Here is a 22164-nt window from a genome sequence, read left to right as displayed (position 1 = left end):
ACGGCGCAACGGTGTTAAAGCAGCTGATAGCTGTGCGGAACGAAGTGGAATCCGTCGTCACCGCGCGTGTCGATAAAGCCCAGACCGGGGAACGGCATGTGATAGCCGACCAGTGGAATGCGGTCCGCCGCTGCCATCCCCATCACACGGCGACGGGTTGCAGCTGCCGCAGCCTTGTCCATGTCAAAGCGGACTTCCCAGTCAGGATATGCGACCGACCAGACATAGTGATTGGCTGTATCCGCCATCAGGAACAACTGCTTGCCACCGCTCTCCAGCATATAACCCATGTGGCCGGGTGTATGGCCAAAGGCTGCCATGGCAGTCACACCACCGCGCACCGCACCGCCATCACCAAGGAAAGTAAATTTTTCGGCCAACGGGCGCACCTTGGCTTCAAAGCCTTCGTTCTCAGCGCCAGCCCAATGGTCGAACTCGGCCTGACCGGTGACATAGGCCGCATTCGTAAATGTCTCGGCCCCATTGTCGTCGGTCAGACCGCCGATGTGGTCGCCGTGCATATGGGTGATGACGACATGCGTTACTTGCTCGGGCGTGTAGCCTGCGCCGTTCAGCGCTGAAACGATCCCGGCGGCATTGGTGCCGGTATCAAACAAGATAACCTCTGATCCGGTGTTCAGAACAGTTGGTGTAAAGAAGAATTGAGACGCATCGGTTGGAATGAAGTTTTGCGTGCTGACGTCCTCAAAAGTGGCGTCATCGACGTTCAGTCCGAAAATCTCGTGTGGATTTTCGACGCGACGGGTGGCGGCAAGCAAGGTTGACACCTGAAACTCGCCCAAAGTGAAGGTGCTATGTGTCGGGCCAGCGGCGGCATGACCAGCAGCCTGAGCGACAGAAGGAATGGCGGCAGCCAGCGGAAGCGCGGCTCCGGAAAGTAAAGCCTGACGGCGAGAGATGTTCATGAGATGCCCCTTTAGGATTGCTGTAACCTCAAACTAGTTCTTGAGGTATCTCAGGCAACCCACGCCTTTGTGAACGCCGCCCACCGCATGGACAAAAGCTATCCAACATGACAAAGCGTCCCCCAACAGGAGACACGCGCATGACCACCACAAGATTCGCCCCATCACCCACCGGCTGGCTGCATATCGGCAACCTGCGGGCTGCCTTGTTCAACTATGCGATTGCGCGGCAGAACGGCGGCACATTCATCCTGCGGATTGATGACACCGATCCGGAGCGGTCCAAGGATGAGTACGTTGCGGGCGTCAAGGAAGACCTGACCTGGCTTGGAATCACATGGGACCGGCTTGAACATCAGTCAGCGCGGATGGAAAACTATCTGGCCGCCAAGCAGCGCCTGATCGACATGGGGCGGCTCTACGAGTGTTTCGAGACACCGACAGAACTGGACCTCAAGCGCAAAAAGCAGCTCAATATGGGCAAGCCGCCCGTCTATGACCGGGCCGCTCTGGCGCTCTCGGACGAAGACAAGGACAGGCTGCGTGCCGAACGCGGCTCGCACTGGCGTTTCTTGCTTGATCACAAACGGATCGAATGGGTGGACGGGATCATCGGTGATATTTCCATTGATGCCGCATCGGTCAGTGATCCGGTGCTGATCAAGAACGACGGGCAAATCCTCTATACGCTGGCTTCGGTCGTGGATGACACGGAAATGGGGATCACGGATGTGGTGCGCGGGTCGGACCATGTCACCAACACGGCGACGCAGATCCAGATGATCGAAGCGCTGGGCGGCACCGTGCCACGCTTTGCGCATCACTCGCTTCTGACGGGACCGCAAGGCGAGGCCCTCTCCAAGCGTTTGGGCACGCTTGCCCTGCGCGACCTGCGCAAAAATGGTATCGCCCCCGAAGCGATCCTGTCGCTCATGGCGCGTTTGGGGTCCGCCGATCCGGTCGAGTTGCGCGCCAATATCGCCGAAGTGGTCGCTGGGTTCGATCTGTCCAAATTCGGCTCTGCGCCCACGAAATTCGACGCCGACGACCTCATCCCGTTAACTGCGCGCCATCTGGCGACACTGAGTGCGGGCGACGTGGCCGATGTCCTGACATCGGCGGGCGTACCTGATGATCTGGCCGCCCCTTTCTGGAACGTGGTGCGCGACAATATCAACAGCCTTGACGAAGTCGCGGCATGGTGGGTGCAATTCCGCGACGGGGCGACCCCGCTGATCGCAGATGAAGACCGCGATTTCGTGGCGCAAGCTTTCGAGATGCTGCCGCCCTTGCCCTATGATGCAGACACGTGGTCCAACTGGACCAACGCCGTCAAAGAGGCGACGGGACGCAAGGGCAAAGGGCTGTTCATGCCGCTGCGCAAGGCCGTGACAGGGCGCGAGCGTGGCCCTGAAATGGCCGATGTGATGCCGCTGTTGCAGACCCGCCCGACGGTGGACTGATAGTGGCAGAGGCACAGGCACAGGCAAAGTTCACCCAAGGCAACCTGTTCCGCCATATCTCGGTCATGTCGCTGACAGCCTCGGTCGGTCTGATGGCGGTGTTTCTGGTCGATTTCGTCGACATGATCTTCATCTCGATGCTGGGCAAAGCTGAATTGGCCGCGGCTGTCGGCTATGCTGGCGCGATCCTGTTTTTCACCACCTCTTTCGGGATCGGTATGGCGATTGCAGCAGGCGCGCTTGTGGCCCGTGCTTTGGGTGCCGGACAAGCCGAAGAGGCGCGGCGCCGTGCCACGAATTCCCTGATCTACGGGGTGATCTTCGGGGCGATTTTCGCAGCAACGGTCTGGTTCAATCTGGCATTTCTGGCAGGGCTGATCGGGGCAACGGGTGAAACGCTGGACCTTGCGGTGCATTACCTGTCGATCATTGTCCCGTCTTTGCCCTTCTTGATGATCGGCATGATTGGCGGTGCGATCCTGCGGGCGCATGGCGATGCGCGGCGTGCGATGATGGCCACGATCTGGGGCGGGCTGGTCAATGCTGTTCTGGACCCGATTCTGATCTTCGGGCTGGACCTTGAACTGACAGGTGCCGCTATCGCGAGTGTCTGCGCAAGGATCGTGATTGCAGGTACGGCGCTGGTGCCCTTGATCCGCTACTATGGCGGTTTTGACCGGCCGACCGTCAGCAGCCTGTCGATTGATATCCGCCCGATCCTTGCCATTGCCGTGCCCGCGATCCTGACCCAATTGGCGACACCCATCGGGCAGGCCTATGTCACGCGATCAATGGCCGAATTTGGCGAAGAGGCCGTGGCGGGCATGGCCATCATCGCCCGCATGACCCCTGTGGGCTTTGGCATCATCTTTGCGCTCTCGGGGGCAATTGGCCCGATCATCGGGCAGAACGCGGGCGCAGGTCTGAACGACCGCGTGAGGGCCGCTTTCCGTGACGGTTTGTTGTTCACGGCCATCGTGGTCGTGGTTGTCTCTGGCCTGTTTTTTGCCGCACGTCCCGCGATCCAGATGCTGTTCCAACTCGACGGCATGGCGCTGACGCTTGTGTTTCTCTTTGCTGGCCCCTTGTCGCTGATGTTCTTCTTTAACGGGGTGATCTTTGTCTCGAATGCTGCCTTCAACAATCTGGGACATCCGTTCTATTCGACCATTGTGAACTGGGGGCGCAACACGCTCGGTACCATCCCCTTTGTCTTGCTGGGGGCTGCATGGTTTGGCGCGCCGGGTGTTCTGATCGGGCAATATGTGGGTGGGGCGGTTTTCGCGCTGGTCGCTTTGCTTTTGACCCGCCGCGTCTTATCCGCCCAGACCAAGGCACAGGCCGAAGCCGATCCCTTTGCCCGCCAATCCCGACTATTCAGCCTGTTGCATCATCGCCGCTAGGTGCTGATCCACAAGGTCGCGTTCCATCGGGCTGAGGCGCTGATGACGCGGATAAATCGGATCGGCGCGATCATCCAGAACCCGTGCGTCCCAGCCACCTGTCGTTTCAAAGAAATGCGCCACGCCGGCCGTTCCATAGAGTTGCAGATAGCCCTGCACGACGACATCAAGATAGCTGAGCAGGATGGGCTGGTCATCTGCAGCGGCGCAATATTCGGGCCGGACCTGATACACAGCCGTCGGTGCCTTGGGACCTTCGTGCATCAGATCATCGGTAATGTCATGGCGATGATATGCGGCCTCGCGCAAGTCCAAAGCAGCCCAATCCGCCTCGGGAACCTGTGCCACAACACCCAGCAAGATGCCTGCCTTCTCAGGCTGCACAGACAGATAGGCCACCTTGCGCAGACTGGTGCGTTGCCACACCCGCCGCCACCCGCGCAGTGTCGCGGGCCGAGGGTCAGTGTATTGATGCGTGGCAAGATTCACGAGGCTGCCATAGCCAAAGAAGGCTGGATCACTCATTCGCGTGCACGCAGAACTTGGGCAGGTTTTGCCGACAGTGGACGCCATGCAAAAGCCAGTCCGGCCAGCAAAGACGCGAGGACACCGCCACCGATAATGAGTAAAGCATTCGCCCAGATCACCGTATAGTCGGTCTCCATGATAAAGGTCGACACGGCCCAACCACCCAAGATACCTGCTCCCAGCGCAACGATTCCGGCCGCCAGCCCCAGCATCGCCGCACGCAGCGCAAAGCTGGTGAGAATCCGGCTGCGGGTCGCGCCAAGTGTCTTGAGAACAGCAGATTCAAAGGTACGCGCCCGCTCGCCCGCTGCCGCCGCACCAATCAGGACAAGGAAACCGGTCACAAGAGTGATCAGCGCGCCATAGCGGGTCGCCGCAGAAATCCCGCCGACCAGTTCGATCACCTGATCGATGGCGTCGCGGATGCGGATCGCGGTGATATTGGGATAGGCCGTCGCGACATCCCGCAGGATCGCGGCCTCTGCGCTTTGCGCGGCATAGACCGTTGAAATCCAGCTATGTGGCGCGCCCGCCAAGGCGCCTTGGTTCATGGCCAGCACAAAGCCGATGCCCGCATCCTCCCAACTGACATTGCGAAAGCTGGTGATTTCGCCTGTGATGTCACGGCCCAGCACATTGACCGTCATGGTGTCGCCCAGTTGCAGACCCATCTCCTCGGCCTCTTCGGCCGCAAAGCTGATCTGGGGCGGGCCGCTGTAACCCACGGGCCACCATGCACCCGCCGTGATCTCGGTCCCGCTGGGTTGGGCATCTGCATAGGTGATCCCGCGATCACCCTGTACAACCCAATGCCCGCCTGCGACCTCTTCGGCGGGGCGGTTGTTGATCTGGGTGATGATCCCGCGCAGCATCGGCGCGGTGTCATAGCGGCTGACGGCCGCGTCGCTATCAAGCCGCGCGCGGAAACCGTCGATCTGATCGGGCTGGATGTCCACGAAGAAATAGCTGGGTGCGACGGCGGGCAAATCGTTCGAGAATGAATTTCGCAGGTTGCCGTCAATCTGGCCCACAGCGGCCAGAACGGTCAGGCCAAGCCCCAAGGACAGCACGACCGATGTGGCCTCGCCCCCGCGTGCACCGATTGACCCGAAGGCCAGCCGCAAGGCTGGCCGGCCGCGGGCGGGTTTGCGAAAACGGCGTGCAATCCAGCGAATGAACATGGCGGCAAGAACCAGAATACCCAATGCCGCCGCGATCCCGCCTGCGGTCCAAAGAGTCAAAAAGACGGTACCGGAAAACAGGATCGCCGCACCAATCAAGGCCGCCAGAAGGGCTGCTATCGCCACCAGATAGATCTTGGAAGGCAGCGCACTGGATGCCGCGAAAGCGTCACGGAACAAGGTCGCAGCGCGGATATCCTCGGTCTTGGCCAGTGGCCAGAGGGTGAATATCAGCGCGGCAAGCAATCCATAGACCGCCGCCTCAAAAAGCGGGGCGGGATATATCTGAAAGACTGCGGGGATCGGCAAGCGCGCTTCGATCAGCGGTGCAAAAAGAACGGGCAGACCTGCACCGATCACCAACCCGATCAGCACGCCTGCCAGCGTAAGCACACCGATTTGAATGAAATAGGTTTGAAAAATGATCTTGCGGGTCGCTCCAAGCGTCTTGAGCGTGGCAATCACACTGGTCTTGCCCGCCAGATAGGCGCGGACGGCGGCAGATACGCCAACGCCGCCAACGGCCAGACCGGACAGACCCACTAGGATCAGAAAGGCGCCGATCCGGTCCACGAATTGTTCGACACCGCCAGCCCCGCGCCTGCTGTCACGCCAGCGCAAACCGCTGTCGCGAAACTGCGTCTCGGCGCTTTGTTCAAGCGCTTCAAGGTCCGTGCCATCGGGCAGATCAAGCCTGTATTGCGTCGAAAACAGGGTTCCCTCTGCAAGCAGACCGGAAGCCGCAAGATCGTCGGTCAGGACAATGGTACGCGGTCCAAGGCCGAAGCCGCCGGCGGCATTGTCGGGATAGCGATCAAGGATCGCGCGGAGGGTAAACTCCTGCTCGCCAAGGCGAAAGCGATCGCCGGGGACCAGGGCCAGCCGGTCGGCCAGAACCCGTTCCATCACGCCACCCTGGTCGGCCAATGCTTCGGGCAGGGGGATGCCAGGGTCCAACTGCACCGCGCCGATCAGGGGATAAAGGTCATCGACCGCGCGGATCTGGGTCAAGCCGCGCTCGGTCTCGTCGCCCCGATCAACAACGACCATGGACCGGAAATCGACGGTTTCCGAGACCTGATCCGAGACAGACAAAAGCCAGGCCAGTTCTGCATCGCGGGCAAAGCGATAGGTGAATTCCACCTCGGCATCACCACCCAAAAGGGCCGCGCCATCGCGCTTGAGTCCCGCCTCGATCCCTGCGCGCACGGTGCCGACTGCGGCAATCGCCGCCACACCAAGCGCCAGACAGGCCAGAAATACGCGAAAACCGCGCAAGCCGCCGCGCAATTCGCGCGCAGCAAAGCGGGACGCAATGGCAAGGCTCATTCTGCGGCCTTTGCCATCGCGGGATCAATACGCCCGTCGCGCAGCCGCACCACGCGGTTGCAGCGGTTCGCCAGTTCGGCCGAATGGGTGACCATGATCAACGTGGCACCATGCCGGTCGCGTAGGTCAAAGAGCAAATCAATGATGGCCTGCCCGTTGGTTTCATCCAGATTGCCTGTGGGCTCATCGGCGAGCAAGATGCGCGGACGGGGGGCAGAGGCGCGGGCAAGGGCCACGCGCTGCTGTTCGCCGCCAGACATCTGGCTCGGGTAATGGTCGATCCGGTCGCCAAGACCCACGGCCCTCAATTCCGCCTCTGCGCGGGCAAAGGCATCTTTGGCACCAGCCAGTTCCAAAGGGGTTGCGACATTTTCCAGCGCCGTCATTGTCGGGATCAGGTGGAAAGATTGGAACACCACCCCCATATTATCCCTACGAAAGAGAGCAAGCTGGTCTTCGTTCATCGCGGTAAGGTCCTGGCCCAGCGCCATGATCTTGCCAGATGACGCCTGTTCCAGCCCGCCCATCAACATAAGGAGCGACGACTTGCCCGAACCACTTGGCCCGACAAGGCCCAATGTCTCACCCTCTGCGACCTCGAGCGAGATGTCGTGCAGGATGTCAACGCGGCCTGCGTTGCCATCAAGCGACAGATTGACGTTCGAAATGGTAAGGACAGGGGCAGTCATTGGTAGGGCCTTTTATCGGGTGCGTTCCCTTGCATATGGGGCCGTTTCGCGCATCAGCAACCTGAGTGTCGCTGTTTTGATCACGGCAGGCATGGCGCAGGCAGAGACCATTACCGTGGCCGCCTTGGGCGACAGCCTGACCGCGGGTTATGGATTGGCCCAAGGCGAAGGTTTCGTGCCGCAACTCGAGGCATGGCTCAAAGAGCAAGGTGCAGACGTCGCGATCGTGAATGCAGGCGTCTCGGGCGATACCACGGCAGGCGGGCTGAGCCGCGTTGCCTGGACGCTGACACCCGAAGTTGACGCGATGATCGTGACCTTGGGCGGAAACGATTACTTGCGCGGGCTCGATCCATCCGTCAGCCGGTCCAATCTGGACGGCATACTGGCCGCCGGACAAGACGCAGGCGTCGCGATGCTGTTGGTCGGACTGTCGGTTGGTGGAAACTATGGACAAGCCTACAAGCAAGAATTCGAAGGCATGTACGCGGCTCTGGCAACCGCATATGACATCCCGCTCTATCCCGATTTTGCATCTGGGCTGCGACAAGCAGCGGGATCCTCAGAGGGAATGTCCGCCTTTTTGCAGGGTGACGGTATTCATCCCAATGCCGCTGGTGTGGGTGCAATCGTCGCGGCGATTGGCCCTGAAGTGCTCAAGCTTGTCGCGGCTGCACGGGGGCAAACCAGCGGACAGCAGCCTTAGCCTGGGCCCGACCGACACAGGGCGCCAAGCGCTGGCGCCCTATCTTAATGATCAAACGAAAAGATCGCCTTAGTCGGCGAGCGTCAAATTGATGGCGCTTTCCCGCCCATCACGCCCGGCTTCGATGTCGAAGTTGACCTTCTGGTCATCTTTCAACCCGGTGAGTCCGGAGCGTTCGACGGCTGAAATGTGGACAAATACGTCCTTTGCGCCGCCATCAGGAGCGATAAAACCATAACCTTTGGTGGTGTTGAACCACTTGACAGTGCCTGAAGCCATGTCCTTGTCTTCCTTATATTTTCCGCTCGCGGAAGTGCAGCGGCGTGGCTCGGTCAAACTTGGATCGAAGGACTGGGCCGAGGAGGGAGACAGTGGTCGATAGTATAACGTCGCTGTGTCATTATGACACAACCGGCAACAAAATCAACAAATCTGGGGGGATGCGCTGCGAGAAGTGAACAATCGCAGGGTGTAGTAGCGCGCAGTAACCCGCGCGCCACCGTGTTCGTTTGGGCCGCTTACGCGAGCGCCAGGTTCACCGCAGACTCGCGGCCGTCACGGCCAGCTTCGATGTCGAAAGTGACTTTCTGGTCGTCTTTCAGGCCGGTCAGGCCGGAACGCTCTACAGCGGAGATATGGACGAATACGTCCTTCGCGCCGCCATCAGGAGCGATAAAGCCGAAGCCTTTAGTTGAGTTGAACCATTTCACGGTGCCATTGGCCATCGTGTTTTCCTTTGTTTTCAATGCTGTCCGCGAAAGTGCGACAGCTTGGCGTAGTCAGTGCAAGATCGAAAGACTGTAGCCGAGTAGGAAAACAGTGGGTCGAATTGGATAACGTCTGCACCGCACACATGGGGCTTAACGCTTAAAAAAGCAAGCGAAATTACCCAAAAGCCCGAAATCGTGCTGATTGTTGCCTGAAGCATATGAACTGTAACACGGACGTTCTAGCCTGCTTTAAGCTGTCTGTAGGTGCCTGAAATCACTCCAGCCACCAAGAACGTACAAACCGCATGCCAGCCAAAATACCACATCTGGCCCGCCAAGGTATCTTCGGCATAAGAGGCTGCGAACCTCGATTTGCCGTATGCTGCGACCAGATATGATATGATCGCCAAGACGATAAATCCGATTGCGCGTACCTTCTGCGGCAGCCGGATAGTCACAATCGCGAGCACCGTTCCAATGATAACGCCCGATAGCAGGACCTGATCCGCCCAACGCGGATGGGCCCCCGCCAAAGTCGGGAGGTCTGCAAAGTAGGCGACGCCTGCAATGACAAGCGCGCAGATGATCGCGACCCCCAACTGCATCAGCGCACGAATTTCTTGTGCTTCATCCGCTTCGGTTCCAGTGCATCCGCGCCCAGCCGTGCCTTCTTGTCTTCTTCGTAGTCGGTAAAGGCCCCTTGGAACCATTCCACATGCGCGTCCCCTTCGAAGGCAAGGATGTGCGTGCAGATCCGGTCAAGGAAAAAGCGGTCGTGGCTGATCACCACCGCACAGCCTGCGAAATCGACCAAAGCGTCTTCCAAGGCCCGCAGCGTTTCAACGTCCAGATCGTTGGTCGGTTCGTCAAGCAGCAGGACGTTGCCGCCGGATTTCAGCAGTTTGGCCATGTGGACACGGTTGCGTTCGCCGCCCGACAGCAGGCCGACTTTTTTCTGCTGGTCCCCGCCCTTGAAGTTGAACGCCGAGCAATAGGCACGCGAGTTCATGGACGCATCGCCGAGTTCGATGATTTCCGCACCGCCGGTGATTTCTTCCCAGACGGTTGCGTCAGGGTTCAAGGCGTCGCGCGACTGATCGACGTAGGAAAGTTTAACAGTTTCGCCGTACTCGACCGTGCCTTCATCGGGTTCGGCCTGACCTGTCAGCATGGAAAATAGAGTCGATTTGCCCGCGCCGTTCGGCCCGATGACACCAACGATGCCGCCGGGGGGCAGGTCGAAGCTCAGCCCTTCGATCAAGAGCTTGTCGCCCATGTGTTTCTTGAGGTTTTCGACCGCGATCACTTTGGACCCAAGACGCGGCCCATTGGGGATGATGATCTGGGCGCGCCCCATCTTTTCGCGTTCGGACTGGTTGGCCAGATCGTTATAGGCGCTGATGCGCGCCTTGGATTTGGCTTGCCGCGCTTTCGCCCCTTGGCGCATCCATTCCAGTTCCCGTTGCAGGGTGCGCTGCTTGGATTTGTCGTCCTTCGCTTCGCGCTCCAGCCGTTTTGCCTTGGCCTCGAGCCAACTGGAATAGTTGCCCTCGTGCGGGATACCCGACCCGCGGTCGAGTTCCAGAATCCAGCCGGTGATCGCATCAAGGAAATAGCGGTCGTGGGTAACGATCAGGATCGTACCTTTGTAATCAATCAGGTGCTGTTGCAGCCACGCGATGGTTTCCGCGTCCAAGTGGTTGGTCGGTTCGTCAAGCAACAGCATGTCGGGCGCGTCAAGCAGCAGCTTGCACAGCGCGACACGGCGCTTTTCACCGCCCGAAAGCGTGGTGACATCGGCATCATCAGGCGGGCAGCGCAATGCCTCCATCGAGATGTCGATCTGCGCGTCCAGATCCCAGAGGTTCTGGCTGTCGATTTCGTCCTGCAACTGCGCCATCTCGTCGGCGGTTTCTTCGGAATAGTTCATGGCAACTTCGTTATAGCGATCAAGGATCGCCTTCTTGTCGGCCACGCCCAGCATCACGTTTTCGCGCACAGTGAGGTTGGGGTCGAGTTCGGGCTCCTGCGGCAGATACCCCACGCGCGCACCTTCAGCGGCCCAAGCCTCGCCTGCGAAATCCTTGTCTTGTCCGGCCATGATCCGCATCAGGGTCGATTTACCGGTCCCGTTCACACCCACCACGCCGATCTTTACCCCGGGCAGAAAGTTCAGGCGGATGTTTTCAAACACCTTCTTGCCGCCGGGATAGGTTTTGGACACGCCGTCCATGAAATAGACGAATTGATTGGCTGCCATCTGCTGACGCTCCGCTAAGCTATGAGTTGGCCCCTAGATAGCGATGGTGCGTGGCAGGGGCAATGCGTTGCGGCTCACAGCGTGATCTTCATCCCGTCTTTGCCCAAGAAGAGCGGCCCGTCCCAATGCTGGCGCACGGCTGTCTCCCAATGCTGGTCTGTAAAGTCGGGATCGCCGTCAGGGACAAAGTGATTGAGGGCAAGTTGTTTGATTCCAGCGTCCCGCGCGATCCGCCCCACATCCACCGCATCGGTATGGCTGCGCAGGATGTGGGTCCGCAACCGCTCGTCCCCGTTGGTCATCCGCGCACAAAGCGCCTCGACCCCGTCGCGCAGCATGGCTTCATGCACCAAAAGGTCTGCACCTTTTGCAAAGGTTGCCATTTCAGGCATGTAGGCTGTGTCGCCTGAAAGCACGACCGCTTTTTCGGCGGTCTCGAACCGCAGTGCAAAGCTGTCAGTGATGGGCGGGTGCACGTTGCGCATGGTACGCAGGGTGATGTCAGCAAACTGCGACGTGCCTTCGATGGTCAGGATGTCTGCAAGGCTGTTGAAGTCGCAGCGCCCCTCATCGCGGATGCGCAGGTCGATGTCAAAACCCATGCTGTCTTGAAAACCGGCCCAGTATCTGTCCAGACCCTTTGGCCCGATCACAGGAACGGTGCGGTTCAAGCCTGCGGTCCATGCGGTGTGAAACAGCGGCCCGAGTTCCAGATAGTGATCCGAATGCAGATGGGTGATCACGATCAGGTCGATCTGGGTGAGACCGACACCTTGGTCGCAGATGCCCCGCGTGACCCCAAGGCCGGCATCAATCAGGATATTTTTGCCGGCCAAGCGCAGCAGCATGGATGTCGGCATATGCGAGCGGGGGCGGATCGCTGGCCCGCCTTTGACGCCCAACAATGCGAGTGTGTCTGTCATGCCAAGGCCCCTTTTCTGCGTTCATTTCTTGGGCGCGACCATGAGAGCCTGACAGGGCACGCGCAAGGGCTGGCGGGCATTTCTGCGATCTTTCTGCCGCAACAAAAAAGGCCCCGCCAAAGTGGCGGGGCCTTTCCCGAAAGTCTTGGTGTGCTTACTGCGGAATTTCTGCAGTGATGCCTTCGACATAGAAGTTCATGCCAGCCAGCGTACCGTCGTCGGCGATTTCGCCATCAGCCAGCCAGACAGAGCCGTCCTGACGGTTGAGCGGGCCTGTGAAGGCGTGGTATTCGCCTGTGCGCAGGCGCTCGATCAGCGCTTCGGCAGAGGCTTTCACATCAGCAGGAACCGCGTCGGTGATTTCACCGATTGCCACCATGCCTGGGCCGATGCCGTCCCATGTGTCGGTGCTTTCCCATGTGCCATCGATGACCGCTTGGGTGCGGGCGATGTAGTAGGGGGCCCAGTCATCAATGATCGAGGACACGCGCGGGAATGGTGCGAATTCAGCCATATCCGATGCCTGACCGAATGTGACCACATTGCCTGCGGCCTGTGCGGCGGCCTGAGGTGCAGTGGAGTCAGTGTGCTGCAGGATCACGTCAGCGCCTTGTTCGATCAGAACAGTGGCGGCTTCGGCTTCTTTTGCAGGGTCGAACCATGTGTAAGCCCAGACGATCCGGAACTCGACGTCAGGGTTCACTTCCTTGGCGTGGATATAGGCAGAGTTGATGCCGCGAATGACTTCGGGGATCGGGTAGGAGGCGATGTAACCGATGATGTTGCTCTCGGTCATCTGGCCCGCGATATGGCCTTGGACAGCGCGGCCTTCATAGAAACGGGCCGAATAAGTCGAGACGTTATCGGCGCGCTTGTAGCCTGTCGCGTGTTCGAACTTTACATCAGGGAATTGCGCCGCGACGTTGATCGTCTGGTCCATGTAGCCGAATGATGTGGTAAAGATCAGGTCCGCACCTTGCAGCGCCATCTGCGTCATGACGCGCTCTGCGTCGGGACCTTCTGGCACGCTTTCAACATAGACGGTTTCAACCGCATCGCCAAAATGCTCTTCTACGGCCAGACGGGCTTTGTTGTGCTCGTAAGTCCAGCCGCCGTCGCCGATCGGGCCAACGTAGACGAAACCGACGGTCGTCTTGTCTTGCGCAACCGCCCCTGTTGCAAGACCGAACGCAAGCGTTGCGCCGGTCAAAACTGTTTTGATTTTCATACTAATCCCCTTGGTGGTCTTGATGTCGCCTCAACGTGAGGCATGGAATGATTGGCCCAGTGATCCAGGTGCTCGTCCAGCCCGCATAATAACAAGAACTGCGATGGTTGCCAGATAGGGCGCCATAGAAAGATATTCGACAGCAATCGCAGCGCCCGCTGCTTGCAGGTTAAGCTGAAGCACTGTCACGCCGCCGAACAAATAAGCACCCAGCAAAAGCCGCCCCGGACGCCAGCTTGCAAAAACAACAATCGCCAAGGCAATCCAGCCTGCACCGGCGGTCATCCCTTCGGTCCATTGCGGCACGCGCACAAGGCTCAGATAAGCCCCGCCAAGCCCCGCACAGGCCCCGCCAAACATGATCGCCAACATGCGCACGCGGATCACGTGATAGCCAAGCGCGTGTGCCGCTTCGTGGTTTTCGCCCACCGCGCGCAGAATCAGTCCTGCGCGGGAATACTTCAAAAAGGCCCAGACAGCGGCAACGATGGCGAGCCCGACATAGACCATCGGGTCATGCTGGAACACGATCGGCCCGATCACCGGAATATCGCCCAAAAGCGGAATGTCCCAATCGGGGAAAGCGGGCGCCTTGATCCCGATATAACCTTGCCCCATCAGCGCCGAGAGCCCAAGCCCGAAAAGCGTGAGCGCAAGGCCGGTCGCAACCTGGTTCGACATCAGGAACTGCGTAAGAAACCCGAATATCAGCGACAAAAGCGCCCCGCCAACCGCGGCCCCGATAAAACCGACCCAAGGCGAGCCTGTGTTCACGGCCACAACGAAGCCGCAGACGGCGCCGGTGATCATCATCCCTTCGACCCCAAGGTTCAGCACGCCCGCGCGTTCGACCACCAGTTCACCGATGGCGGCCAGCATGATCGGGGTGGCCGCGACCATCAGCGAGGCCAAAAGCAGGATCGGGTTGATTGAAGAAAGATCCATCAGCAGTGCACCCGTCGTGTTAAAGCCATGCCAAAGCCTCCTTGGGTAAAACAAAGACGGCACCGAAGCCCGCAATCAGGCCGAAGATCCAGCCGAATCGAACGAACCAATGTGATGTTCCGGCTCTTGCCTTGTTCTTGGCGGCCATCACACCTGTTCCCCATCCAATACGGTCAAAAAAGCGGCGCAACGCATTGTCAAACAGTATGACGAGGCCAAAGAGAAAAGCGACAAATGCGGCGAAACTCAGGGCAATCCACCAACCGGTCGATCCCGCCAGTTCGACGGTGTAGCCCAGAGCCATTCCCAAAAAGAACCCGATCAAAGGTCGCGATACGCCATTGACGATATCATCAAAGCTCATGCCGGTTGCCTCCCCCAGTTGACCCGGTAATTGGTCAGCACATCCACCGCCAAGAGGAAGAACAAAAGCATCCCCTGCAAAAGCTGGATCGCAGCCACCGGCAGGCCGAGATTGGATTGCGCGATCTCGCCGCCGATATAGGTGAGCGCCATCAACCCACCTGCGAGCAGAATACCCACCGGATGCAACCGGCCCAGAAACGCCACGATGATCGCGGTGAACCCATAGCCTGCGCCGAAATCAATGCTGACTTGGCCTGCGGGTCCGGACACTTCAAAAAGTCCCGCAAGCCCTGCCAAAGCACCGGAAATACCCATGCAGATCAGAACGAGTTTGCCGGGGTTCACACCGGCAAATTTCGCCGCACGCGGACTTTGTCCCGACAAGCGGACGTTGAACCCGAAAATATGGCGCGACAGGGCGATATAGGCAAAGATCACCGCGATAAAGCCGGTCACGACGCCCCAATGCATGCCCGCAGATTGATTGATCCAACTTGTCGCAGATGGATATTGCGCAAGGTTCCGGCTGCCTGGAAAGCCCATGCCGTCGGGGTTGCGCAAGGTGCCCAGAGCCATCGAGGCCAGCAATTGCTCGGCCACATAGACCAGCATCAGTGACACCAGAATTTCATTGGTCCCGAACCGGACCCGCAAGAAACCCGGAATCATCGCCCAAAGCAGGCCACCAACGGCACCCGCAAGGACCATTAGCGGAAAGATGATGAAGCTTTCGAGCGGAAAAAACGCCAGACCGACCGCCGCACCACAGATCGCGCCGACGATATACTGACCTTCAGCACCAATGTTCCAGATGCCCGCCCGAAACCCGAATGACAGGCCAATCGCGATCAGCACCAAAGGCGCGCCCTTGATCAAAAGCTGCGGGCGATAGAACCAGGCAAATTCGGAAAACAGAGGATCCAGAAAAATCGTGCGAATCGTCTCGAACGGGTCTTGGCCAAGGGCTGCAAACAACAACCCGCCACATAGCATGGTCAGCACAACCGCCAGAACCGGCGTGGCATAGGTCCAGGCCCGCGACGGCTGTGGACGTTTTTCAAGCATCAACATGCGCCACCTCCATGTCATGCGCGCCACCCAGCATCAGGCCGATCTCGTCGACAGTCAGACCGGCGGCAGGGCGGGGTGCGGACAAGCGGCCTTCGTTCAAGGCGGCAAAACGGTCCGATATTTCCATCAACTCATCAAGGTCCTGACTGATCACGATCACTGCCGTGCCTTTGGCGGCCAGATCCAGCAGCGCTTGCCGGATCGCCGCCGCCGCAGAGGCATCGACGCCCCAAGTGGGTTGGTTCACGATCAGAACCTCGGGGTCCTGCATGATCTCGCGTCCGATGACGAATTTCTGCAAATTCCCGCCTGATAAAGACCGCGCAGCATTCTGAGGGCCGGGGGTGCGGACGTCGAAGGTCTTGATGACCCCTTCGGCAAAGCGCCGCGCCTGGGCCCAGTGCAAGAACCCGCGACTGGTCAGCTTTTGACGGGTCATCGCGGTCAGGATCGCATTCTCGGTCAGGCTCATATCAGGGGCCGCGGCATGGCCCATCCGTTCCTCGGGGGCGGCCAGCAGCCCCAATTTGCGGCGTGGATTGGGGGACAAATGACCAATGGGTTGCCCCTTAAAGGTTACCATGGCAGAGGCGGTTTTCATTTCGCCCGACAAGGCCGCGACCAGTTCGTCCTGCCCATTGCCAGCCACGCCACCGATGCCCAGCACCTCACCCTTGCGGACCTCCAGATTGATATCGCGCAAAGCAGTGCCAAACCGGTGCGGGGCCTTGGCGCTTAATCCCTTGAGCGACAGGATCACGTCCCCCATCGGGCGCGCGGCCTTTTCCGGCACATGCAAGACCGTGCCCACCATCAGTTCCGCCATCTCGCGGGCGGAGGTTGCGCGCGGATCACACGTACCAACGACCTGACCCAGACGCAGCACCGTGGCATTGTCGCAAAGCGCGCGAATTTCCTCCAGCTTATGCGAGATATAAAGGATCGCGGTGCCCTCGGCGCTCAGTTTGCGCAGGGTCTCGAACAGGATCGCCACCTCTTGCGGGGTCAGGACCGAAGTTGGTTCATCCATGATCAAAAGCTTGGGGTCTTGCAGCAGACAGCGAATGATCTCGACACGCTGGCGTTCCCCGGCAGAAAGCTCGCCCACGATGCGGGTGGGATCAAGCGGCAACCCGTATTGATCGGACACCGCCCGCACTTGGGCTGCAATCTCGGCCTGTGGCGGGGGATTTTCCATGCCAAGGGCAATGTTTTCCGCCACATTCATCGCATCAAAAAGCGAAAAGTGCTGGAACACCATCGCCACACCAGCGGCCCGCGCGGCACGGGGTTCTGGGGGCTGAAAGCTTTGGCCTTCCAGCAACATCGTACCGCTATCCGGTTTCACCAGCCCATAGATCGTCTTGACCAGCGTCGACTTGCCCGCCCCGTTTTCGCCCAAAAGCGCATGCACCTCGCCCCGCCCGATATCAAACGACACGTCCTTGTTGGCGACAACGCCCGGATAGGCTTTGGTCAGGCCGGACAAGCGCAAAAGCGGTTCGGTCATGCGGTGCGTTCCTTTGTCTGGCGTCCTTCGGGGTTGATCATGGCAGTTGCGACGCCAAGTGCAATCGCCGCGGGATGTTTTCCAAGGCCCGGATCACCGATCGGACAGGCGATGCGCGAGATTTGGGCGGGGGCATGCCCCAAGGCGGCCAGCCGTGTCTTGAAGCGCGCCCATTTCGTCGCCGACCCGATCAGCCCTGCGCTGTGGAACGGGTGCGACAGAACAGCATGACACAGGGCAAGGTCAATCTCGTGGCTGTAGGTCAGGATCAGATGGTCCGCCTCGGGCGGCGCATGTTTCACCACCAGTGCCGGATCGCGGGCAACCAATGTCGTCACGCCAGTCTGGGGAAAGCGCTCTGGATGGGTATCCACCCAAGTGATCGCAAAATCTGGGAGCGGCGCCATCACATGCACCAGCGCACGCCCCACATGCCCTGCGCCATAGATCCACAAAGGGCGTGCAGGCGGGGCGGCCATCTCTTCAGCACGTTCCCACAAAAGGCTGACGGAGCCGCCGCAACATTGCCCCAAATTGGGACCCAAAGGTATCCGCGCAGTGTGTTCTGCGCGCCCGTCTTGCAACATCCTGCGGGCCTCGGCCATCGCCTCCCATTCCAGCGCGCCGCCGCCGATCGTGCCTTCGGTCCGCTCGGCCCAAACGAGCATCTGCGTGCCGGCCTCGCGGGGGACCGACCCTGCGGTCTTGGTGATCGTGATCCGGATCGCATCGCTCATGCGCGGGCCCGCCCAATGGCACGCAGGATTTCCTCGGCAGTCGCAGGGGCCTGCAAATCAGGGTAGGCGGGGCCACAGGCGGCCACCGCATCAGACAGCGCCAGAAAGGCCGAAATGCCCAGCATAAAAGGTGGCTCGCCCACAGCCTTAGAGCGGTAAATCGTCTGTGCCGGGTTGGGTTGATCCCAAAGGGCCACGTTGAAGATATCTGGACGGTCCGAACAGGCGGGGATCTTGTAGGTTGCCGGCGCATGGGTGCGCAACCTGCCCTTGGCATCCCAGACCAGTTCTTCGGTGGTCAGCCAACCCGCACCTTGGACATAGCCGCCCTCAATCTGCCCGATATCCAAAGCAGGGTTGAGCGATGCGCCGGCATCATGCAGCAGATCGGTGCGCAGAATACGGTTCTCGCCTGTCAGCGTATCAATGACCACCTCTGTGACAGCAGCGCCTTGGGCAAAATAGAAAAACGGGGTGCCGGTGCCCTTGATCCGGTCCCAAGCCAGATCAGGAGTCTTATAAAATCCGGTCGCGGAGAGGCTCACTCGGTTCAGATAGGCGGTCTGCGCGGCTTGCGCAAAAGACATATCCGCATTGCCTATCTGGACGCGGCCATCTTCAAAGCGGACCGTGTCGGGTGTCGTCTGGTGGAGGTCCGCAAGACAGACGGCAATGCGGTCGCGGATGCTATCGCAGGCATTGGCCACAGCCATCCCGTTGAGATCCGTGCCAGAGGAAGCGGCGGTCGCCGATGTATTGGGGACTTTGCCCGTGTCAGTGGCGGTGATCTTCACAGCCCCCACATCAATCCCGAACCGATGCGCGGCCACCTGTGCGACCTTCTGGAACAGCCCTTGGCCCATTTCGGTGCCACCATGGTTCAGATGCACGGAGCCATCCTGATAGACATGCACCAAAGCGCCCGCCTGATTGAGGTGCGTCAGGGTAAAGGAAATCCCGAACTTCACCGGACTGAACGCGATACCTTTCTTCAAAATGCGCTGGCCCGCATTCCAATCAGCAATAGCAGCACGGCGTGCGTGATAGTCCGAAGAGACAAGCAAGGCTTCGGTCATCTCATGCAGAATAAAGTCCTTGACCGGCATGTGATAAGGCGTGGTCTGCACCTCAACCTGCGGCGAATGCGCGCCGCCGAACCGCACGCCTGTGCCGGGCTTCTTTTGTTCTGAAATACCTTCGGGGGCGCGCGCAGCGCGGGGGGCAGACAGCCCCCCTGCATCCATCGCCGCATAGTAATTCCGCGCGCGGACCACCACCGGATCAAGCCCAAGGCTGGCTGCGATATGATCCATCACCCGCTCGATCCCCAAAACACCCTGTGGCCCGCCGAACCCGCGATAGGCGGTGGCAGATTGGGTATTGGTCTTGAGCCTGTGTGACGTGATCCGCGCATGGGGCAGATGATAGGCATTATCGGCATGCAGCATCGCGCGGTCGGCAACAGGCAAGGACAGGTCCAAGGCCCAGCCACAGCGGGTCATCTGGGTGAAATCAAGTCCGGCAACCCGCCCCTCACCGTCAAACCCGACATCATAGCTGATGCGAAAATCATGCCGCTTGCCGGTGATCATCATATCGTCGTCACGGTCATAGCGCATTTTGCAGGGTCGCCCCGTCAGTCGGGCCGCGACTGCACAACCGACTGCCAGCGCATTGCCCTGACTTTCCTTGCCGCCAAAGCCGCCACCCATCCGGCGGACCTCGCAGCGCACCGCGTGCATCGGCAGCCCGAGTGCATCAGCGACCTTATGCTGGATCTCGGTCGGATGCTGGGTCGAGCTATGCACGACCATGTCGCCGCCTTCTTGTGGCAGAGCAAGGGCGGCTTGGCCTTCAAGATAGAAATGTTCCTGCCCGCCCATCTCGATCTGGCCTTGCAGACGGTGCGGGGCCGCAGCAAGCGCCTGATCCACATCGCCCTTGGTCCAGATGCGCGGGCCCTCCTCGAACCGGCTTTCGGCCGCCATGGCGTCGTCAATCGTCAGGATCGGCGTGTCTTCGGCATATGTGATCTGGCCCAGCCGCGCGGCCTTGCGGGCGTTGAGGTGGCTATCAGCGACGACCATGAACACCGGCTGCCCAAGATAGTGGATCGCGCCCGTGGCCAAAAGCGGCTCGTCATGGGCCGAGGGCGAGACATCGTTGGCAAAAGGCAGATCATCCGCCGTCAGGACCGCCACAACACCTTGTGCGCGCCGGACGGCATCAAGGGTCATCGCCGTGATCTGTCCGCGTGCAATCTGGGCCATGCCAAAGGCCAGATGCAGCGTGCCTGCGGGTGTCGGAATATCGTCGATATAGCGTGCGGCCCCTGTCACATGCAGGGTTGCGGCATCATGGGGCAGCGGTTTGGCGACACTCATGGTGTCACCTCCAACACGGATGTCGCCTGCCCTGTCGTTTCGGCAAAGTACCGATGCAGCAGGTTTTCCGCGATCCGGAGCCGGTAAGCGGCGCTTGCCCGCATGTCCGACATGGGCGTGTAATCGCTGCTGAATTGCGCGGCGGCTTTGGCGACTGTTTCCGGCGTCCAAGGCTGGTCGATCAGCGCCCCCTCGACACTTGCTGCCCGCAGTGGTGTTCCGGCCATCCCACCAAAGGCGATGCGGGCCGAAGTCACCGTGCCACCGACGACCGCGATGTTGAAACAGCCGCAGACGGCAGAAATATCCTGATCAAAGCGTTTGGATACTTTGTAGCAGCGCAGATCGGGGGCAGATTTCGGGATCGTCACGCCTGTGACCAACTCACCCGGCTGCCGGTCCTGCTTGCCATAGGCGATAAAGAAATCCGCGATCGGCAAATCACGGGTCTGGCTGCCGTGGCGCAGGTGCAAGGTCGCCCCCAAAGCAATCAGCGCAGGTGGATTGTCCCCGATGGGAGATCCGTTGGCGATATTGCCGCCGATGGTGGCGGCATTGCGCACTTGTTCTGACCCATAGCGGCGGACCATTTCCGCATAAGACGGGTGGTACTCGCGCAGGACAGCCAGAGCTTCGGTCATTGTGACAGCAGCGCCAAAGTGGATGTTTTCCGCGCCGACGGTGATCTCGCGCAGATCGGCGCAGCGGTTCAGAAAGGCCACGCTTGGTAAATCGCGCAGCTGCTTTGTCACCCAAAGCCCCACATCTGTGGCCCCAGCAACCAGCGTCGCATCAGGGTTGGCGGCATACCAGTCAGCCAGTTGGTCCAGACTGTCCGGCGTATAGGGTTGGCTGGCCACTTGCGGGGCTGCGTCTCGCATCCACTCAGGGCTCGGTGAAGCCTCTGCCGCGATTGCCGCCCGCACGATGGGGGCATAGCCGGTGCAGCGGCACAGGTTGCCTGCCAGCACATCGTCGTGATCCGTGCGGCCTTGCAAATGGGCCGTGGCCATCGACGCAATAAACCCCGGTGTGCAGAACCCGCATTGTGATCCGTGATGGTCCACCATCGCCTTTTGCACGGGATGCAAGGTGCCATCCGGCCCGCTGATCCCCTCGACAGTGCGGACCGCTTTGCCGTGCAGTTGCGGCAAGAACAGGATGCAGGCGTTCAGCGCCTTTGGCCCACGTTCATCGGTCACCATCACGGTGCAAGCGCCGCAATCTCCTTCGTTGCAGCCTTCCTTGGTCCCGCAAAGCGCGCGGTCTTCGCGCAGCCAGTCCAGCAGGGTGCGCGTCGGGTCCGCGTCGACCTGCACGGTTTCCCCGTTGAGAAGAAACGTCACGTCCATAGTGTAAAACCTGCCGCCTTACCGGATGATACGAGGGTGACCAGATGTCGATGCGACGTAGACATCTGCCTCGGTTCGTTGATGCATGAAAGCGGGGTCAGCGGCGTTTGGCAAGAGAGGATTGGCGGGAACATGCACAGTTTATCCCACTTTGCCCAATCTTTGGACGTCTCATTCGGGCCCATCTGTGCGGTTTTCCCAAATCTCGTGCTGCCATGCGAGCCAGCCCTGCGCGGCAATCAGAGGGGTCGGTTCAATCATGCAGGTGCGAACCCGCCCTTTCTTGATCGACCTGACGATGCCGGTGTCTTCCAGCACCCGCAGGTGCCGCATGAAGGTGGGCAGGGCTATGCTGTGCGGGGCGTGCAGTTCACTGACGCTCGCAGGTCCCGCGGCCAGCCGTTCGATCACCGCACGACGGGTCGGATCGGACATGGCCCCAAAGAATGCATC

At 59.9% G+C, this 22164-nt stretch carries 21 protein-coding genes; 3 read left to right on the top strand and 18 right to left on the bottom strand.

Annotation, left to right across the window (positions count from 1 at the left end):
* Positions 1–14: 14 nt before the first annotated feature.
* Positions 15–926, bottom strand: a complete 912-nt coding sequence (locus NWQ23_RS07535; protein ID WP_306165651.1) for an MBL fold metallo-hydrolase — start codon at positions 924–926, stop codon at positions 15–17.
* A 140-nt stretch (positions 927–1066) separates the two neighbouring features.
* Between NWQ23_RS07535 and gltX the strand changes: the two genes are divergently transcribed.
* Positions 1067–2389 carry a glutamate--tRNA ligase gene (gene gltX / locus NWQ23_RS07530; RefSeq protein WP_306165650.1) on the top strand — a complete coding sequence of 441 codons (1323 nt, stop codon included), beginning with the start codon at positions 1067–1069 and terminating at the stop codon, positions 2387–2389.
* Positions 2390–2454: 65 nt separating this feature from the next.
* Positions 2455–3792 (top strand): MATE family efflux transporter, encoded by a 1338-nt coding sequence (locus NWQ23_RS07525; protein ID WP_306165671.1) that lies wholly within the window; start codon positions 2455–2457, stop codon positions 3790–3792.
* Here the strand turns inward: NWQ23_RS07525 and NWQ23_RS07520 are convergent.
* From NWQ23_RS07520 to NWQ23_RS07510, 3 genes are read right to left on the bottom strand one after another with little or no spacing between them, the layout of a single operon-like run.
* Complete coding sequence (locus NWQ23_RS07520; RefSeq protein WP_306165649.1) at positions 3763–4317, bottom strand: gamma-glutamylcyclotransferase; 555 nt, start codon at positions 4315–4317, stop codon at positions 3763–3765. The two genes, NWQ23_RS07525 and NWQ23_RS07520, sit on opposite strands and share 30 nt — an antisense overlap.
* Positions 4314–6830, bottom strand: a complete 2517-nt coding sequence (locus NWQ23_RS07515; RefSeq protein ID WP_306165647.1) for an ABC transporter permease — start codon at positions 6828–6830, stop codon at positions 4314–4316. Before NWQ23_RS07515 ends, NWQ23_RS07520 begins: the two co-directional genes overlap by 4 nt.
* A complete protein-coding gene (locus tag NWQ23_RS07510; RefSeq protein ID WP_306165646.1) occupies positions 6827–7519 on the bottom strand; it encodes an ABC transporter ATP-binding protein in 693 nt (230 codons plus the stop codon). Before NWQ23_RS07510 ends, NWQ23_RS07515 begins: the two co-directional genes overlap by 4 nt.
* Positions 7520–7610: 91 nt before the next feature.
* On the opposite strand from NWQ23_RS07510, the gene NWQ23_RS07505 reads away from it, so the two are divergent.
* Positions 7611–8225, top strand: a complete 615-nt coding sequence (locus NWQ23_RS07505; RefSeq protein WP_306165670.1) for an arylesterase — start codon at positions 7611–7613, stop codon at positions 8223–8225.
* Positions 8226–8294: 69 nt separating this feature from the next.
* Here the strand turns inward: NWQ23_RS07505 and NWQ23_RS07500 are convergent, their stop codons facing one another.
* The 14 genes from NWQ23_RS07500 to NWQ23_RS07435 form a co-directional block, all read right to left on the bottom strand.
* A complete protein-coding gene (locus tag NWQ23_RS07500) occupies positions 8295–8504 on the bottom strand; it encodes a cold-shock protein (RefSeq protein WP_306165645.1) in 210 nt (69 codons plus the stop codon).
* 239 nt (positions 8505–8743) lie between these two features.
* The gene (locus NWQ23_RS07495; RefSeq protein WP_306165644.1) at positions 8744–8950 is read right to left on the bottom strand and encodes a cold-shock protein; all 207 of its coding nucleotides are present in this window, start codon (positions 8948–8950) and stop codon (positions 8744–8746) included.
* A gap of 224 nt (positions 8951–9174) precedes the next feature.
* A complete protein-coding gene (locus NWQ23_RS07490) occupies positions 9175–9540 on the bottom strand; it encodes a hypothetical protein (protein ID WP_306165643.1) in 366 nt (121 codons plus the stop codon).
* The gene (gene ettA, locus NWQ23_RS07485) at positions 9540–11195 is read right to left on the bottom strand and encodes an energy-dependent translational throttle protein EttA (RefSeq protein WP_306165642.1); all 1656 of its coding nucleotides are present in this window, start codon (positions 11193–11195) and stop codon (positions 9540–9542) included. Before ettA ends, NWQ23_RS07490 begins: the two co-directional genes overlap by 1 nt.
* A 74-nt stretch (positions 11196–11269) precedes the next feature.
* Positions 11270–12118, bottom strand: a complete 849-nt coding sequence (locus NWQ23_RS07480) for an MBL fold metallo-hydrolase (RefSeq protein ID WP_306165641.1) — start codon at positions 12116–12118, stop codon at positions 11270–11272.
* Between the two features lie 154 nt (positions 12119–12272).
* Complete coding sequence (locus NWQ23_RS07475; protein ID WP_306165640.1) at positions 12273–13346, bottom strand: BMP family ABC transporter substrate-binding protein; 1074 nt, start codon at positions 13344–13346, stop codon at positions 12273–12275.
* 30 nt (positions 13347–13376) lie between these two features.
* Positions 13377–14291: an ABC transporter permease gene (locus tag NWQ23_RS07470; RefSeq protein ID WP_306165639.1), complete on the bottom strand. Its 915-nt coding sequence runs from the start codon at positions 14289–14291 to the stop codon at positions 13377–13379.
* A 19-nt stretch (positions 14292–14310) separates the two neighbouring features.
* On the bottom strand, positions 14311–14655 hold the full coding sequence (locus tag NWQ23_RS07465; protein ID WP_306165638.1) for a hypothetical protein: 345 nt from the start codon (positions 14653–14655) through the stop codon (positions 14311–14313).
* The gene (locus tag NWQ23_RS07460; protein ID WP_306165637.1) at positions 14652–15728 is read right to left on the bottom strand and encodes an ABC transporter permease; all 1077 of its coding nucleotides are present in this window, start codon (positions 15726–15728) and stop codon (positions 14652–14654) included. Before NWQ23_RS07460 ends, NWQ23_RS07465 begins: the two co-directional genes overlap by 4 nt.
* Positions 15715–17238, bottom strand: coding sequence for an ABC transporter ATP-binding protein (locus NWQ23_RS07455; RefSeq protein WP_306165635.1), 1524 nt, complete (start codon positions 17236–17238; stop codon positions 15715–15717). The genes NWQ23_RS07460 and NWQ23_RS07455 overlap by 14 nt, the downstream gene beginning before the upstream one ends.
* Entirely contained in the window at positions 17235–17975 is a 741-nt protein-coding gene (gene xdhC / locus NWQ23_RS07450) for a xanthine dehydrogenase accessory protein XdhC (RefSeq protein WP_306165634.1), read from the bottom strand. The genes NWQ23_RS07455 and xdhC overlap by 4 nt, the downstream gene beginning before the upstream one ends.
* Complete coding sequence (xdhB, locus tag NWQ23_RS07445; RefSeq protein WP_306165633.1) at positions 17972–20359, bottom strand: xanthine dehydrogenase molybdopterin binding subunit; 2388 nt, start codon at positions 20357–20359, stop codon at positions 17972–17974. The genes xdhC and xdhB overlap by 4 nt, the downstream gene beginning before the upstream one ends.
* The gene (xdhA, locus tag NWQ23_RS07440) at positions 20356–21711 is read right to left on the bottom strand and encodes a xanthine dehydrogenase small subunit (protein ID WP_306165632.1); all 1356 of its coding nucleotides are present in this window, start codon (positions 21709–21711) and stop codon (positions 20356–20358) included. The genes xdhB and xdhA overlap by 4 nt, the downstream gene beginning before the upstream one ends.
* Before the next feature lie 171 nt (positions 21712–21882).
* Positions 21883–22164, bottom strand: a 282-nt coding sequence (locus NWQ23_RS07435) for a helix-turn-helix transcriptional regulator (protein ID WP_306165631.1), incomplete at its 5' end; no start/stop codon positions are given.

The organism is Yoonia sp. (genome assembly GCF_030731595.1).
Classification (GTDB): domain Bacteria; phylum Pseudomonadota; class Alphaproteobacteria; order Rhodobacterales; family Rhodobacteraceae; genus Yoonia.
This window is presented reverse-complemented; position numbering and strand designations above follow the sequence as displayed.

Coding starts and splice junctions, on each gene's coding strand:
- NWQ23_RS07455 (WP_306165635.1), bottom strand. CDS start 17,238: ATGACCGAACCGCTTTTGCGCTTGTCCGGCCTGACCAAAGCCTATCCG.
- NWQ23_RS07470 (WP_306165639.1), bottom strand. CDS start 14,291: ATGGATCTTTCTTCAATCAACCCGATCCTGCTTTTGGCCTCGCTGATG.
- NWQ23_RS07465 (WP_306165638.1), bottom strand. CDS start 14,655: ATGAGCTTTGATGATATCGTCAATGGCGTATCGCGACCTTTGATCGGG.
- NWQ23_RS07495 (WP_306165644.1), bottom strand. CDS start 8,950: ATGGCCAATGGCACCGTGAAATGGTTCAACTCAACTAAAGGCTTCGGC.
- xdhB (WP_306165633.1), bottom strand. CDS start 20,359: ATGAGTGTCGCCAAACCGCTGCCCCATGATGCCGCAACCCTGCATGTG.
- gltX (WP_306165650.1), top strand. CDS start 1,067: ATGACCACCACAAGATTCGCCCCATCACCCACCGGCTGGCTGCATATC.
- NWQ23_RS07490 (WP_306165643.1), bottom strand. CDS start 9,540: ATGCAGTTGGGGGTCGCGATCATCTGCGCGCTTGTCATTGCAGGCGTC.
- NWQ23_RS07515 (WP_306165647.1), bottom strand. CDS start 6,830: ATGAGCCTTGCCATTGCGTCCCGCTTTGCTGCGCGCGAATTGCGCGGC.
- NWQ23_RS07505 (WP_306165670.1), top strand. CDS start 7,611: ATGGCGCAGGCAGAGACCATTACCGTGGCCGCCTTGGGCGACAGCCTG.
- NWQ23_RS07510 (WP_306165646.1), bottom strand. CDS start 7,519: ATGACTGCCCCTGTCCTTACCATTTCGAACGTCAATCTGTCGCTTGAT.
- ettA (WP_306165642.1), bottom strand. CDS start 11,195: ATGGCAGCCAATCAATTCGTCTATTTCATGGACGGCGTGTCCAAAACC.
- xdhA (WP_306165632.1), bottom strand. CDS start 21,711: ATGGACGTGACGTTTCTTCTCAACGGGGAAACCGTGCAGGTCGACGCG.
- NWQ23_RS07480 (WP_306165641.1), bottom strand. CDS start 12,118: ATGACAGACACACTCGCATTGTTGGGCGTCAAAGGCGGGCCAGCGATC.
- NWQ23_RS07500 (WP_306165645.1), bottom strand. CDS start 8,504: ATGGCTTCAGGCACTGTCAAGTGGTTCAACACCACCAAAGGTTATGGT.
- NWQ23_RS07535 (WP_306165651.1), bottom strand. CDS start 926: ATGAACATCTCTCGCCGTCAGGCTTTACTTTCCGGAGCCGCGCTTCCG.
- NWQ23_RS07460 (WP_306165637.1), bottom strand. CDS start 15,728: ATGTTGATGCTTGAAAAACGTCCACAGCCGTCGCGGGCCTGGACCTAT.
- xdhC (WP_306165634.1), bottom strand. CDS start 17,975: ATGAGCGATGCGATCCGGATCACGATCACCAAGACCGCAGGGTCGGTC.
- NWQ23_RS07475 (WP_306165640.1), bottom strand. CDS start 13,346: ATGAAAATCAAAACAGTTTTGACCGGCGCAACGCTTGCGTTCGGTCTT.
- NWQ23_RS07525 (WP_306165671.1), top strand. CDS start 2,455: ATGTCGCTGACAGCCTCGGTCGGTCTGATGGCGGTGTTTCTGGTCGAT.
- NWQ23_RS07520 (WP_306165649.1), bottom strand. CDS start 4,317: ATGAGTGATCCAGCCTTCTTTGGCTATGGCAGCCTCGTGAATCTTGCC.